Origin of the sequence: Nocardioides pantholopis (assembly GCF_003710085.1) — a bacterium.
GTDB classification, from domain to species: domain Bacteria; phylum Actinomycetota; class Actinomycetes; order Propionibacteriales; family Nocardioidaceae; genus Nocardioides; species Nocardioides pantholopis.
The window spans coordinates 96,932-110,421 of record NZ_CP033324.1 but is presented as its reverse complement, the minus strand read 5'-3'; the positions used below and the strand labels follow the sequence as shown (position 1 = coordinate 110,421).

The following is a 13,490-nucleotide window of genomic DNA, read 5'->3' as shown; positions in this document are numbered from 1 at the left end:
CTCGGGGGGACCCCCCGTTTAGTGAGCCGAGAGAGAGCAGCGCCGTGCCCGACCAGCCACACCTCACCCAGGACCCCGACCGGATCGAGCGACCTGACCAGGTGGGCCCGGACTCCGCCGGCCAGACGGCGGCCGTGCGAGGTGTCGGCGATGGGCGGACCGACGCCGGTGTCGAGCGGTCGGCCAAGAGCGAGCGCCTCGCGCCGGGCGACGGCCTAGCCATCGGGCTGTTGATGACCTCGACCTTCGTGGTCCTGCTCAACGAGATGCTGCTCGGGGTGGCGCTGCCCACCCTGATCGAGGACCTGCGCATCACAGCCGCGACCGGGCAGTGGCTGACCACCGGCTACCTGCTCACGCTGGCTGTCCTCATCCCGGCCACCGGGTTCGTGATGCGCAAGTTCCACGTGCGCACGATCTTCACCACCTCGATGGGCCTGTTTGCCGCTGGCACCGCGCTCGCCGCCGTCGCTCCCGGGTTCGGGGTCCTCTTCGCGGGCCGCCTCGTCCAGGCCGCAGGCACGGCGGTGTTCTTGCCGCTGCTGATGACCACCGTGATGCGGCTGGTCCCCGAAGGCCGACGCGGCCAGATCATGGCCTTCGTCGTCGTCGTCACGGCCGCAGCCCCGGCCATGGGTCCGGCGATCTCAGGGCTTGTGCTGTCCCAGCTGAGCTGGCGCTGGCTGTTCATCGGGATGCTCCCGATCGCACTCGCCGCGCTGGCCCTCGGCGCCGCAAAGCTGCGCAACATCACCACCCCCGAGCCCGTGCGGCTCGACGCACTGTCCCTGCTTCTCTCCGCGGTCGGGTTCGGCGCCCTCGTCTACGGCCTGGCCAGCATCGGCGAGTCGCTGTCTGGACACACCCCCGTGCCGCCGTACCTGCCGATGGTCCTCGGCGTGATCGGCATTGCGGCCTTCGGGTGGCGTCAGGCCGCGCTGCAGCGCGGCGGCACACAGCTGTTGGACGTACGCATCTTCGCCGTCCGCTCCTTCACGGTGCCGCTGCTCGTGATGCTGCTCCTCACGATGACCGCGTTCGGTACCGGGGTCGTCTTCCCGCTCGTGCTGACGAACGTCAACGAGCTCAGCTCACTGCAGGTCGGCCTCTTTCTCGTCCCGGGCGGGGTGGCGATCTCGGTGGTCTCAGCCATCGGCGGGCGCATCTACGACCACGTCGGTCCGCGACCCCTCGCCATCCCCGGCGCACTGATTGTCGCGGGATCCCTGTGGTTCCTTACCCAGATCAGCGCGACCACGTCGGTGTGGACGCTGCTGACCGCCTACGTCGTGATGATCATCGGCCAGGCGCTGATGTGGAGCCCGATGACCACCGCCGCCCTCTCGGCGCTTCCCAGCGATCTGTACCCGCACGGCAGCGCCGCCTTCAGCGCCATCCAGCAGCTCGGCGGAGCCGCCGGGACCGCCATCCTGGTCTCGGCCTACACCTTCGGCGCCGACGCAGACACCTCCAAGGCCCTCGACCTCGCCCCGTCGGTCGACGCAGCGCAGGCCGCCTTCACCGCCGGCGCCCTCATCGCCTGCGTCTCGGTCGTCGTCACCCTCCTGGTGCGCCGAGCCCCGGCCGCAGCGCCTGCCGACCAGCCGGACCGCCCCCAGGTCGCCGCGCACTGAACGCGTTGCGACACCGGACGAACAGCACACGAGAACGAAGGAGAAGCTCATGACGAAGGTCGCAATCATCGGCAGCGGAGCGATCGGCGCCGCCATCGCCCGTCTCGCGGTCGCCGCAGGCCACGACGTGGTGGTGTCGAACTCACGCGGGCCCGAGTCACTGCGCGAGCTCATCGGCGAGCTGGGGGACCGCGCGCGGGCCGCCGAGACCCACGAGGCCGCAGGATTCGGTGACATCGTCGTCCTCGCGGTCCCACTGGCGGCCTACACAGCGATTCCCGCCGAGGCACTGGCCGGCAAGACGGTCCTCTCCACCGGCAACTACTACCCCTCCCGCGACGGACGGATCCCAGACCTGGACACCGGCACGCTCAACACCGCCCAGTACGAGCAGACCTTCCTCCCCGGAGTCGAGATCGCCAAGGCGTTCAACAACATCGTCGCCCACCACATCCCGTCGCTCGCGCGTCCCCACTGCGCACCGGACCGCTCCGGACTCGCCGTCGCTGCAGACGACGACGGCGCCAAGGCGGCGGTATCCGCGCTCGTCGACAGCCTCGGCTTCGACCCCGTCGACGCCGGTACCCTGGCCGAGTCGTGGCGCTTCGAACCTGAGTCCGGCGCCTACACCACCATCTACGCCGCCGACCTCGCGACCTTCGCCACCGACTACCTCGCCGACCCGGGGGCGCCGCTGCCCGCCGACCGACTCCGCGACCTCCTGGCGGCCGCCCACCGGCCCGACGTCGCCGGCCGCGAGTTCTGACCACCGCGCGGGATGTTGGAGGTGGCGTAGGGACCGCGGTGACTCCCATCGCACACGAGATGCGGAACGCCCTGGCGGGCTACCCCGCCGGGTGGTGCTCGTGGCTGCCACGCACGCCGACGAAGCCGTTGGCATGCTCGTCAACTCCTTCACCTCGGTCTCCCTCGACCTGCCGCTGGTGTCGGTGGCCTTCGCGCGGACCTCGACCACCTGGCCCCTGCTGCGAGGCGTCGAGCAATGGGGCATCAGCGTGTCCTGGCCGAGAACCAGGCCGGCTACGTCCCCTGCTGTCGCGACCTGCCGGCGTCCGCTTCGACGGCGTCGTGACTCAGGAGACGGAGGACCGGCACGGCGGCCTCGTCCTGGCCGGCTCGTCTGACCCCTCGCCGTCACCCGGCACGCGGTGGTCGAGGCCGGCGACCACGACGTCGTACTGCACCGTGGGCTGGACCTGCACCGTGACCCGGTTACACCAGCGCTGGTCATCCACGACCGCACCCCACACCGCATCGCGCACCTGCGCCCACCGACCTAGGAGACAGAAGCTGATGACTGACCGCACGATGATCCTCGGGATGCACCTGGGGACGGGCTACGGCTCCCAGGCCCTGTCCTGGCGCGCGCCCGGCGTCGATCCGGGGAACTACACCGACTTCGACGCCCAGGTGCGCTACGCCCAAGCCGCCGAACGCGGCAAGTTCGCGTTCCTCTTCCTCCCCGACTCGCTCGCGGTGACCCGCGGCATCGACCACGAGGTGCCCCAGGCGACCCTGGAACCGATGCTCACCCTCGCCGCGATTGCGCGCGCCACCGAACGCATCGGGCTGGTCGCCACCGGCTCCACGACGTTCAACGAGCCCTACAACATCGCCCGCCAGTTCAAGACGCTCGACGTCATGAGCCGCGGCCGCGCCGGCTGGAACGCCGTCACCACCAGCGATCCCGCGGCAGCTGCGAACTTCGGCCAGAGCATCGCCGATCGACCCGAGCGATACGGACGCGCCCACGAGGTCATCCAGGTCGTCCAAGCCCTCTGGGGCAGCTGGCAGGAAGACGCCTGGGTCAAGGACCCCGCCACCGGGATGTTCGTCGACACCGACAAGCTGGTGCCCGTCAACCTGCAGGGCGACCACGTCGCCTCCCGCGGGCCACTACCCATCCCGCCGTCCGAACAGGGCCAGCCCGTCATCTTCTCCGCCGGCGGCGGCGCCTACGGACTGACGATTGCCGGGCGGTACGCCAGCGGAGTCATCGGAGCCGCCTTTACCATCGACGACGCCCGCGCCCAGCGCGACGCCGTCCGCGAGGCCGCCCGCCAAGCGGGCCGGGACCCCGACGAGATCAAGTACTTCGCCGGCGTCATGCCAGCGCTCGGCAGCACCGTCGAAGACGCCCTCGAACGCCGCATCACCCTGAACGCAGACCTCTTCCCAGGTCGCGTGCCCTACCTGGGACACATGCTCGGCCTCCCGCTGACCGCCGGGGAACTCGACCAGCCCCTCACCCCCGCACAGCTCAACTCAGCGCACGCCAGCCCCGCGGACCCGCGGTCCGCCAACGCCCTGCGCGTGGCACGGGAGGGATGGACGATCCGCGAGATCCTCGCCCACGGCGTCATCGACTACCACCCCACACCCGTCGGACCGCCCTCTGCGATCGCCGACCACCTCCAGGAGTGGTTCGACGCGGACGCCGTCGACGGCTTCTGGGTCCAACCCGACGTCAACGAGACCGACATCGACACCTTCGTCAACGAAGTCGTACCCATCCTGCAACACCGCGGGCTCTACCACCACGACTACGACGGACCGACCCTGCGCGACCACCTCGGCGTCCCGCACCAGTACGGCCCCGTTGCACGCAACCGCGCGGCCGACTGACCCGCCTGGAGGAACAACCGACGCGCCGCACCGAAACGCCCGGTCATGCCGCCTTGAGGGCGGCTCCGCTCCCCCGGACCTGCCGCGACCCGCTCGCATCCCCTGCGAGCCGCCTAACCTCACGATGCGGGCGACGACTTGGGCGCGCGTCGCCCGGAGTTGCTGGGCGTCGAGCGAAGTGGCACGGTCCGCTGGTTCAAAGAAGACAAGGGCTACGGCCGCATCACTGCCGACGATGGTGAAGTGCTCTTCGTGCACTTCTCGAGCATCGTTGCTGACGGTTACCGATCACTCGCTCTCAGGCGACGTCGTCCCTCTGTCCGCCTCTGGCGCCGAGTGCGCCGTCCTGCCAAGTTCCACCACGACTTGTTGGCGCAGGTCCGCGGGATGGCCATAACCCTCCGGGATGCTCGACGCGTTGACCAGGCAAGTGCCCGTCAAGCAGAGGAGGACAAGGTGTCGAAGTCGATGCGCGGCTTAGCGTCGCTCGTCGGTGTCTTGGTCGGACTCTCGGGTTGCACGGGTGGAACTCGCCTAGACGAATCGCGTCCCTCGGACCACGAGCCAGCCGGTCATAGCGAGGAACCGACCCCTCCGGCGGCACCCACGCTCCGCCCGATACCCGACTCACTCCGCGTGAGTCTTCCACCGTCCTCCAAGCTGATTGCGGACGGCATTATCGTCGACCTGGACGACGCTCAGAGCGCGCCCAGCCTCGACGAAGCACCCGTCAGTACGGGCCTGCTGCTGGCGCAACTGAGCCTCGAGGCGGCGAACGGCCACAACGAGACGCGGGTCCCTCCCGGGCAGCCCTACCTACTGACACAACGCGGGCAGTGGCGGACGTTCGACCTTGCAGGCTACGGCTTCGCATCGCCGGTGTACGGCGAACTTTCCATGGCGATCTCATCGGATGGCTCGCATGTGGCCTTCGCCGATCCCTCCGCCCTCGTCACTGTCGACCTCGCGGACAACACCTTCAAACGGTTCGAGCTGGCAGCCCGCGAAGCCATCATGGTGACCTGGTCACCCGACGAGGCCTCTCTCCTGCTCAAGGACCGCCATGACGACCGCCGACCATGCGGACCGACGGGCTGCAGGCTCGACCTCGAGACCGGCCGACTCACCCCCGTGCCCTTCAACATGTTCCACTCCGCCTATAACGACAACGGTGCCGTGATCGAGATCCAAACCCCGAGCAGGGGACGTGTCGGGCACGTTGTCACCCACCACGCCGATGGCTCGCGGGAAGCAGTTCCGATGCCCGCCTCGACGGTTGCGTACACCGCGGGCGGCCCGGCCGCGGCACGTCACGTGGCGTACGCCCAATGCGGGGGACGGGCTGGCCGGCGCGACACCGGCGTTGCGGTTCTCAGCACAACCTCCGGAAGCGCCCTGTCGATGCTCACCGCCCCCCACCTCCGTGGATGCCGCCTCGGGGCACGGACATGGCTCGACGACCACCACCTTGTCGTGGACGACTGGATGAGCGGCGACATGTGGCTGTGGGACGCGAAGGGCAAGACCACGCACCAGCTAGTCGAGAGTCGAACACCCTCGGTGAACTACGACGTGGCAGGAACGATCATGACGAAACGTTTCCGACATCTGCTTACCCCGTAGGCGTTTCCTGCATCCGTTCGCGTCCCCGTGCAGCTCGGTCTGTCGCCCGCCCGGATCCGCCGCGATCCGCGTGCAGCTGCCGAGCGGCACACGGACTCCGACAACCCAGCGCCCCCAGATCCCATCCAACATTCCAAGTCCCACACACCTCTTGCATTCCCGGCGCGAACCCGCCTGACCCAGGGTGACGTCGTCCTGGGTCCAGACGTGGGTGCCGGCGTCGCGACGGCGCGGACCACGTCACGCGGTTCTGCTTTCGTCCCGCGCTGCACGTGCTTGCGCTCGGTGCTGCCGTCGGGGCGGCGGCCCATCGTGACCCGCGTGCCAGTGCCCGTCGGCGCCGCGGTAGAGCGTGGAGGTGGTCTGCTCGGCGGGCTTGCGTGGCCTGCTCATCGTGGACCTTTGCGTGCTGGTCTCGCATCTGGACGATGAACCGCTCGAGCTCGCGGCGCTCCACGCGCACGGAGCGCCCGAGGTGGACGACGCGCAGCCGGCGGCGGGCGACGTGGCGCTCGACGCTGCGCCGGGCGCAGCACAGCTGGCGGGCGCCCTCGTCGAGGGTGAGCAGCAGCGTGTCGGCTGCGGTCGTGGACAGGGGGCTGGGGGCTGGGGTGGGTGCTGGTCTCCTTGTGCCACCCAGGTGCGGAGACCGGCACCCGGCGATTACGAAGCCGGGGGGACGCGGGGGGACGCTGCGGGGGACGCGCCCTGAGCCGTCCCGGCGCGACGCGCGGTCTGCGAAGAGTTCTTGAGCCGGTTTCTGAGACGGAGAAGGCCCACCTCCCTGTCCGGGAAGTGGGCCTCTCAACCTGTTGCGCAGGTCATGCTGTGGATCCGATCTGTGCGCCTGTAGGGATTCGAACCCCAAACCTTCTGATCCGTAGTCAGATGCTCTATCCGTTGAGCTACAGGCGCCCTCCGCCCGGCGTGCCGAGCGACTGGACGAGGATAGCCGAACGCCTCCGCGATGCCGAATCCGGCCACCCCGAGGGCGGAACCGGGCCCGGTGGAACGATCCAATGTGCCCCGCGGCACAACGCCGATAGCCTCCGCGGCATCCGTCGCCGGCAACGATGCCGCGCAATCCATCAGCTTCACGACGACTCCGTCGACACGCTCGACGGCCGGTGGCGTCCTCGCTCGTCGCGGGCGACCGCCGCGAACGCGCGAGAGGGAACCCATGACCACCACGTCGACTCCGGAGTCCCGGACCGGCCAGCCCACGACCCACCAGGGGATCCTCGACTTCGTCGCCGAGGTCGCCGCCCTGACCCAGCCGGACCGGGTGCACTGGTGCACCGGCTCCGACGAGGAGTGGACCGAGCTCACCGACGCGCTGGTCGGCACCGGGACCTTCACGCGGCTGGACCCGGCGATCAAGCCCAACTCCTTCCACGCCGCCTCCGACCCGATCGACGTCGCGCGCGTCGAGGACCGGACCTACATCTGCTCGGTCGACGAGAAGGACTGCGGGCCCACCAACAACTGGATGGACCCCGAGCAGATGAAGGAGGTCATGCGCGGGCTCTACGCGGGCTGCATGCGGGGCCGGACGATGTACGTCATCCCGTTCGTCATGGGCCACCTCGAGGCGGAGCGCCCGATGTTCGGCGTCGAGGTCACCGACTCGGCGTACGTCACGGTCTCGATGCGGGTGATGGCCCGCATGGGCAGCAACGTGCTCGCCCGGATGGAGGAGCTCGACGCGCCGTTCGTCCGGGCCATCCACTCGGTGGGCCACCCGCTGGCCGCGGGCCAGGCCGACGTCGCGTGGCCCTGCAACGACACCAAGTACATCGTGCAGTTCCCCGAGGAGCGCGCGATCTGGTCCTTCGGCTCCGGCTACGGCGGCAACGCGCTGCTGGGCAAGAAGTGCTACGCGCTGCGGATCGCCTCGGTGATGGCGCGTGACGAGGGCTGGCTCGCCGAGCACATGCTGATCCTGAAGCTGACCAGCCCCGAGGGCACCGTCAAGTACGTCGCGGCCGCGTTCCCCAGCGCCTGCGGCAAGACCAACCTGGCGATGCTCGAGCCGACCATCCCCGGCTGGCAGGTCGAGACCCTCGGCGACGACATCGCCTGGATGCGGATCGGGGAGGACGGCCGGCTCTGGGCCGTCAACCCGGAGTACGGGTTCTTCGGCGTCGCGCCCGGCACCAACCACCACACGAACCCGAACGCGATGCGGACCATCGACAAGGGCAACTCGGTGTTCACCAACGTGGCGCTCACCGAGGACGGCGACGTGTGGTGGGAGGGCCTGGAGAACCCGCCGGCGCGGGCGACGTCCTGGAAGGGCGAGCCGTGGACCCCGGAGTCCGGCGAGCTCTCCAGCCACCCGAACAGCCGCTACTGCACCCCGATCACCCAGTGCGACATCCTCGCCCCGGAGTACGACGACCCGCGGGGCGTCCCGATCGACGCGATCCTCTTCGGCGGCCGGCGACGTACGACGGTGCCGCTGGTCTTCGAGGCCCGCGACTGGGTGCACGGCACGTTCCTGGGCGCCACCCTGTCCAGCGAGACCACTGCCGCCGCGACCGGCGCAGTCGGGGTCGTGCGCCGCGACCCGATGGCGATGCTGCCGTTCATCGGCTACAACGCCGGCGACTACTTCAGCCACTGGATCAACGTGGGCAAGGAGAACGACGCCGCCCGGCTGCCGCGGATCTTCTACGTCAACTGGTTCCGCCGCGAGCGGCTCGAGGACGGCAGCGAGGGCGGGTTCCTGTGGCCCGGCTTCGGCGAGAACAGCCGGGTGCTGAAGTGGGTCGTGGACCGCATCGAGGGCCGCGCCGCGGCGGTCGAGACCCCCATCGGCAGCGTCCCGACGCCGGAGTCGCTCGACACCGACGGCCTGGAGCTGAGCGATGAGGCGCTGCGCGCGGCGCTCGCGGTCGACCCCGAGGAGTGGCGCGCCGAGCTTCCCCAGATCCAGGAGTGGTTCGAGAAGTTCGGGGACGACCTGCCCACCGTGCTCTGGACCGAGCTCGACGCGCTCCGCGCCCGCCTGGAGGGCTGAGCGCCCGAGCGCGGCGTACCGCACGGCTCGCGGGCCCCGTCCGAACCGGGCGGGGCCGGCGTCCTTCTGTGGCAGCATCGAGCCCACACCTGGGGGAGGACGGCGCTGTGCCTGGACACGAAGCAGACGAGCGCGGACTGTTCGAGACCGAGGCGGTCCGGTTCTACGAGGACGTCCTGGCGGCCGGGCGGTTGGACCCCGACGACCCGCGGATCGCCCCCGGAGCACCGGACCGGGCGGCGTTCGACCTGCTGGTCGACCTGGGCCTGCTCCAGCCCGAGCCCGACGCCGCCGGCTGGGCCCCCGAGGACCCCGGCACCGTGCAGGCCCGCGTGGTGATCCCGCTGAGCGTGGAGGGCGCCCGCCTGCTGGAGGAGTCCTCCCGGTGGTCGCGCGCCTTCGGGCTGCTCAACCAGGCCTGGCGCCGCTCGCCGCAGTCGGCGGAGCGCCGACCGGTCACCCATGTGCGGGGCAGCGCGATCGGCACCCTGCTGACCGGGATCGTGGCCGAGGCCGAGTCCGAGATCCTCACCGCCCAGCCGCAGACCGGCCGCAGCGCGGCGGCGCTCGCCTCCGCGGCGCTGCGCGACACCGCCGCGCTGGAGCGGGGCGTCGCGCTGCGCACCCTCTACCAGCACAGCGCGCGGCGCAGCACCGTCACCCGCAAGTACGTCGCCGCGGTGACCAGCCGGGGGGCCGAGGTCCGCACCCTCGACGAGTTCTTCAACCGGCTCATCGTCGTGGACCGCCGGGTCGCGGTGATCCCGGCCGCCGACGACGCGCTGGCGGCGGTCGCCGTCCGCGAGCCCGCCGTCGTGACCTACCTCGTCGACATCTTCGAGCGTGCCTGGGAGCGCGCCCGGCCGTTCTCCAACAGCGAGCCGTCGATGCTGCGCGGCATCGCCGAGGAGCAGCGGTCGATGACGATCCGGATGCTGGTGGAGGGCCACTCGGACCCGGTGAGCGCCAAACGGCTCGGGGTCAGCCCGCGCACCTACGCCGCCTACGTCGCCGACCTGAAGGCGGAGTTCTTCGCGACCACCCGGTTCCAGCTCGGCTACACCATGGGCCGGCGCGGCGTCACCGGCAGCGAGGCGACCGACGACGAGTGCCTTCCCAGCGGCGACGAGGCGTACTGAGCGCCTGCGGCTTCTCCTGCTACTTCGAGATGCCGACGGCGCCCGGCCAGCTCGTGTCCCTGCTCTCCGGAGCGGCGACGCCCCCCACCAGGCCGACGGCGAGGGATGCTGCACCGAGCGTGAGGGCGATCTTGCGAAGGAAGCTCATGTCGTGTCCTTTGGTCCCCGGAGGGGCCCACCGATAGGCCCCTGGCCCCAGAGTGTGAGTCCTCCGGCCCGCCTCGCCCACGGTCGTGCTGCCTCAGGAACGTGCAGTGCACAAGGTTGCAACCGACGGGTCTCGGCCCCTTCCGCGAGGCGGAAGGGGCCGAGGCTGGCGGAGGCGGAGGGATTTGAACCCTCGATGGGGTTGTAGCCCCAAACCCGCTTAGCAGGCGGGCGCCATAGACCGGACTAGGCGACGCCTCCCCGACAGCGCCCACAGGCTACAAGCACCCTCGGGTTTCCGACCAATCAGGTGGGGGCGAACCGGAGAACCGGGGAGACCGGAGCCGATCCTCAGAGCGGCCGGAGGCCCTGGCCGCGCTGGAGGTGGCGCTGGAGCTCACGCACGAACTGCTCGCGGTCCAGGGCCAGGACGCCGACCGGGATCGTGGTGCTGCGGCCGTCGCGCAGCCGCAGGACGACGCAGGGCGCGCCGGCCCGGGTCGTGGTGACCGCGTCCTGGACCTCGGTCCAGCGCGCCTGGGTCGCGCCGGCGCCGCGGACCATCCGGACCCGGTAGCCGTCCTCGTCGCAGCGCACGACGTACGCCCGGGAGCGCAGCACCCAGCCGAGGCCGAAGACCGCGACGATCCCCACCACCAGCAGGAGCACCAGCAGGTCGGGGGTGAGGTTGGCGAACGCGACCACCATGGTGCCGGCGAACATCACCACCGCCAGCAGGACCAGGGCGGCGCCGACGAACCGGGCGACCACCGCGGGGTGCAGGCGGTAGACGGCCGGCAGGTCGGCCGGCTCGTCGCCCGGCTGGGGGGCGGGAGGGCTCGAGGACATGCCTCGATTGTCCCAGCGCCGCCCGAGGACGCCGGGGGTGGCCCTCCTACACTGCTGCCGTGCCTCCTCCGGGAGGGCACGGAGGGGTGCCGGAGTGGCCGATCGGAACCGCCTTGAAAGCGGTCGCTGGCAGAGATGTCAGCCGCGGGTTCGAATCCCGCCCCCTCTGCCGAATCCGCGTCAGCGCAGCTGCACCAGCACGTCGCCCTCCTGGACGACGTCGCCGGGGGCGATCTTGACCGCGATGACGGTGCCGGGGACCTCCGCGATCACCGGGATCTCCATCTTCATCGACTCCAGGAGCACGACGGCGTCTCCGGCGGCGACCCGGTCGCCCGGTCCGACACCCACGCTCATCACGTTGCCCACCATCTCGGCGAGGATCTCGATGAGCTGTTCACGGGCCATGTCCGCGAACCTAGCCGTTACCCCCGGGTACGCCGGAACCGGCGCGGCCGGCTCACAGCAGTGGGCTGGTCCGGGCCGGCTCGGGCCGCAGCGCGGAGGCCTCCTCGGCCCGGCGGGCGCGGCTGCCGCGCGGACCGGTGAACGCCAGGTCGATGCGGATCACGGCGTACCCGATCACCAGCCCGACCACGAGCCCGTAGAGCACCGAGAGCCCGGCCTCCAGGACCGTGATGGAGGGGTTCATCAGCGAGCTCGCCACCGGGGTGGTCGCGGCCACGCCGAAGGCGCAAACCCACCAGCCCTGGCGTCGCCGGGCCCGCATGTGGCAGCCCCAGGCCAGGGCGGGCACGCCGAGCAATGTCTCGATGGGGCGCGGGAACGCGCCGAGGTTGTCCCGGCTCCAGCGCACCCCGTCCAGGAGCTGCTCGACCAGCCCGGGCGTCCCGTAGCGGCGCAGCAGCTCCGCGTAGGCCAGCACCAGCGCAAGCACGCCGCAGCCGATCAGGACCGCGGCCGCGCCCCGCCGGCCGAGCCCGTGCAGACCCGCGCCGAGGCGGTAGACGACCCCGAAGCACCCGAGGAACGCCAGGACCAGCGTCACGTACTCGAAGCGCAGCAGCGTGATCGAGGGCTCGAAGCCCAGCGTCGCGACGGCGCCGACGGCGGCGACCAGGATCGCGTAGCAGCACTCCCGGGCCGCGGCCACGAACCGGACCGCCGGCACCGTCAGCATCACGCCGAGCACCGCCGCGACCGCACAGGTGACCACCGCGGCCCCGGTGCGCAGCCAGGGCTCGTCGGTGACCAGCACCGCCACCCCCACGGCGACCGCCAGCGCGGCGTAGAAGAGCGACCGGCCGCCGGTGCGCGCCGAGAGCGCCCACGTGTACGCCGCGGCGATGGCTATCGAGCCGGCGGTCCCGAGCTGGTCGGGACCGACCGGCACCAGCGCGGCCGCGAGGCAGCCCAGCCCGGCGAGCACCACCACCACGGCGAGCAGCACCGGGAGCCGTGTCGTCCCGAGGGCGGCGCGCAGCCGCCCGGGTGACCGGGCCGGCACGTCCGCTCCGAGTGGCACCCGGGGCGTGGCCGTCCGCCGGCGGACGGGTGCCGTCCGCTCCACCCGGGCCGACCGCTCCACCCGCTCCGGGCGGGGCCGCTCGGCCCGCGCACGTCGTCGCGGCCGTTCGGCGCGGCGACGGGGGGCGGCTCGGGACACGGACCGGAAGGTTACAGCCGGCGGTTGGCCAGCGACGGGTTGGTGCGGCGAGCCTCGACCAGCACGGCGTGGTCGATCTCGGCGGTCAGCACCTGGGCGTCCGGGCCGGCCTCGGCCAGGACGTCGCCGAGCGGGTCGACGACCATCGAGTGCCCGCTGTAGCGGGGGGCCGGCTGGGCCGCCGCGACCACGTGCACGGTGTTCTCGATGGCCCGCGCCCGCAGCAGCGTGCGCCAGTGGTCGACCTTCCGGGGCCCGGCGACCCAGGCGGCGGGCACCACCAGGATCTCGGCGCCGGCGTCGACCAGGGCCCGGGCCAACTCGGGGAAGCGCAGGTCGTAGCAGGTCATCAGGCCCACGGCGTGCCCGCCGACGTCGACCACGGTGGCGCCCGGCTCCCCGGCCGTGAGCCGGTCGGACTCCCGGTAGCCGAAGGAGTCGTAGAGATGCACCTTGCGGTACGCCGCGCTCGCGGCCCCCCGGACCAGCAGCGTGTTGTACGGCCGGGCCGGGTCGGGGCCGGTCTCGAACATGCCCGCCATCACCGTGGTCCGCCGCTGCGCGGCGACCTCGGCCAGCGTGGTCCCGAACGGCCCGTCCACCGGCTCGGCGAAGGCGCTGACGTCGGACCCGGCCGGACCGAAGTCGCGCGCGAAGGCCTCCGGGAAGACGACGAGGTCGGCGCCCTCGGGAGTCAGCTCGCGCAGCCGGGCGCGACCCGCCTCGGGATCGAGCCCGGCGGGCTCCTGGACCAGGGCGACACGCAGCGGGGCGGGGGTGCTGGGGCTCACGGGCACCAGCGT

11 protein-coding genes, 3 tRNA genes and 2 pseudogenes are annotated in these 13,490 nt (G+C 71.4%); 9 read left to right on the top strand and 7 right to left on the bottom strand.

The window, feature by feature from the left end:
* The first annotated feature begins 44 nt into the window (after positions 1-44).
* From EBO35_RS00525 to EBO35_RS00505, 6 genes and pseudogenes are all read left to right on the top strand, one after another.
* A complete protein-coding gene (locus tag EBO35_RS00525; protein ID WP_122815995.1) occupies positions 45-1,634 on the top strand; it encodes a DHA2 family efflux MFS transporter permease subunit in 1,590 nt (529 codons plus the stop codon).
* Positions 1,594-1,944: pseudogene (locus EBO35_RS20325) on the top strand (NAD(P)-binding domain-containing protein); the annotation flags it as partial. The gene EBO35_RS00525 and the pseudogene EBO35_RS20325, both read left to right, overlap by 41 nt.
* Complete coding sequence (locus tag EBO35_RS20320) at positions 1,865-2,779, top strand: flavin reductase (RefSeq protein ID WP_396954400.1); 915 nt, start codon at positions 1,865-1,867, stop codon at positions 2,777-2,779. The pseudogene EBO35_RS20325 and the gene EBO35_RS20320, both read left to right, overlap by 80 nt.
* Positions 2,780-2,948: 169 nt before the next feature.
* Entirely contained in the window at positions 2,949-4,280 is a 1,332-nt protein-coding gene (locus EBO35_RS00510) for an NtaA/DmoA family FMN-dependent monooxygenase (protein ID WP_122815992.1), read from the top strand.
* A 138-nt stretch (positions 4,281-4,418) separates the two neighbouring features.
* Positions 4,419-4,565, top strand: a pseudogene (locus EBO35_RS20125) (cold shock domain-containing protein); the annotation flags it as partial.
* Between the two features lie 351 nt (positions 4,566-4,916).
* Positions 4,917-5,903 carry a hypothetical protein gene (locus EBO35_RS00505; RefSeq protein WP_241154010.1) on the top strand — a complete coding sequence of 329 codons (987 nt, stop codon included), beginning with the start codon at positions 4,917-4,919 and terminating at the stop codon, positions 5,901-5,903.
* An 842-nt stretch (positions 5,904-6,745) separates the two neighbouring features.
* Here the strand turns inward: EBO35_RS00505 and EBO35_RS00495 are convergent.
* Positions 6,746-6,818: transfer RNA gene (locus EBO35_RS00495), tRNA-Arg, on the bottom strand.
* A gap of 265 nt (positions 6,819-7,083) precedes the next feature.
* Between EBO35_RS00495 and EBO35_RS00490 the strand changes: the two genes are divergently transcribed.
* Together EBO35_RS00490 and EBO35_RS00485 are read left to right on the top strand one after the other, a co-directional pair.
* The gene (locus tag EBO35_RS00490; RefSeq protein WP_122815990.1) at positions 7,084-8,925 is read left to right on the top strand and encodes a phosphoenolpyruvate carboxykinase (GTP); all 1,842 of its coding nucleotides are present in this window, start codon (positions 7,084-7,086) and stop codon (positions 8,923-8,925) included.
* Between the two features lie 107 nt (positions 8,926-9,032).
* Positions 9,033-10,064, top strand: a complete 1,032-nt coding sequence (locus tag EBO35_RS00485) for a LuxR family transcriptional regulator (protein WP_122815989.1) — start codon at positions 9,033-9,035, stop codon at positions 10,062-10,064.
* 19 nt (positions 10,065-10,083) lie between these two features.
* On the opposite strand, the gene EBO35_RS20120 is transcribed toward EBO35_RS00485, so the two are convergent.
* From EBO35_RS20120 to EBO35_RS00475, 3 genes are all read right to left on the bottom strand, one after another.
* Positions 10,084-10,212: a hypothetical protein gene (locus EBO35_RS20120; RefSeq protein ID WP_263457641.1), complete on the bottom strand. Its 129-nt coding sequence runs from the start codon at positions 10,210-10,212 to the stop codon at positions 10,084-10,086.
* Positions 10,213-10,378: 166 nt separating this feature from the next.
* Positions 10,379-10,472, bottom strand: a tRNA-Ser gene (locus tag EBO35_RS00480).
* A 90-nt stretch (positions 10,473-10,562) separates the two neighbouring features.
* On the bottom strand, positions 10,563-11,060 hold the full coding sequence (locus EBO35_RS00475) for a hypothetical protein (protein ID WP_122815988.1): 498 nt from the start codon (positions 11,058-11,060) through the stop codon (positions 10,563-10,565).
* Between the two features lie 80 nt (positions 11,061-11,140).
* On the opposite strand from EBO35_RS00475, the gene EBO35_RS00470 reads away from it, so the two are divergent.
* Positions 11,141-11,229 (top strand) — tRNA-Ser (locus EBO35_RS00470).
* Positions 11,230-11,240: 11 nt separating this feature from the next.
* Here the strand turns inward: EBO35_RS00470 and EBO35_RS00465 are convergent.
* From EBO35_RS00465 to EBO35_RS00455, 3 genes are all read right to left on the bottom strand, one after another.
* On the bottom strand, positions 11,241-11,468 hold the full coding sequence (locus tag EBO35_RS00465) for a biotin/lipoyl-binding carrier protein (protein WP_122815987.1): 228 nt from the start codon (positions 11,466-11,468) through the stop codon (positions 11,241-11,243).
* 52 nt (positions 11,469-11,520) lie between these two features.
* The gene (locus tag EBO35_RS00460; RefSeq protein WP_241153793.1) at positions 11,521-12,528 is read right to left on the bottom strand and encodes a hypothetical protein; all 1,008 of its coding nucleotides are present in this window, start codon (positions 12,526-12,528) and stop codon (positions 11,521-11,523) included.
* 170 nt (positions 12,529-12,698) lie between these two features.
* Entirely contained in the window at positions 12,699-13,478 is a 780-nt protein-coding gene (locus EBO35_RS00455) for a carbon-nitrogen hydrolase family protein (RefSeq protein WP_122815985.1), read from the bottom strand.
* Positions 13,479-13,490: the final 12 nt, after the last annotated feature.

Coding starts and splice junctions, on each gene's coding strand:
- EBO35_RS00510 (WP_122815992.1), top strand. CDS start 2,949: ATGACTGACCGCACGATGATCCTCGGGATGCACCTGGGGACGGGCTAC.
- EBO35_RS00490 (WP_122815990.1), top strand. CDS start 7,084: ATGACCACCACGTCGACTCCGGAGTCCCGGACCGGCCAGCCCACGACC.
- EBO35_RS20120 (WP_263457641.1), bottom strand. CDS start 10,212: ATGAGCTTCCTTCGCAAGATCGCCCTCACGCTCGGTGCAGCATCCCTC.
- EBO35_RS00475 (WP_122815988.1), bottom strand. CDS start 11,060: ATGTCCTCGAGCCCTCCCGCCCCCCAGCCGGGCGACGAGCCGGCCGAC.
- EBO35_RS00465 (WP_122815987.1), bottom strand. CDS start 11,468: ATGGCCCGTGAACAGCTCATCGAGATCCTCGCCGAGATGGTGGGCAAC.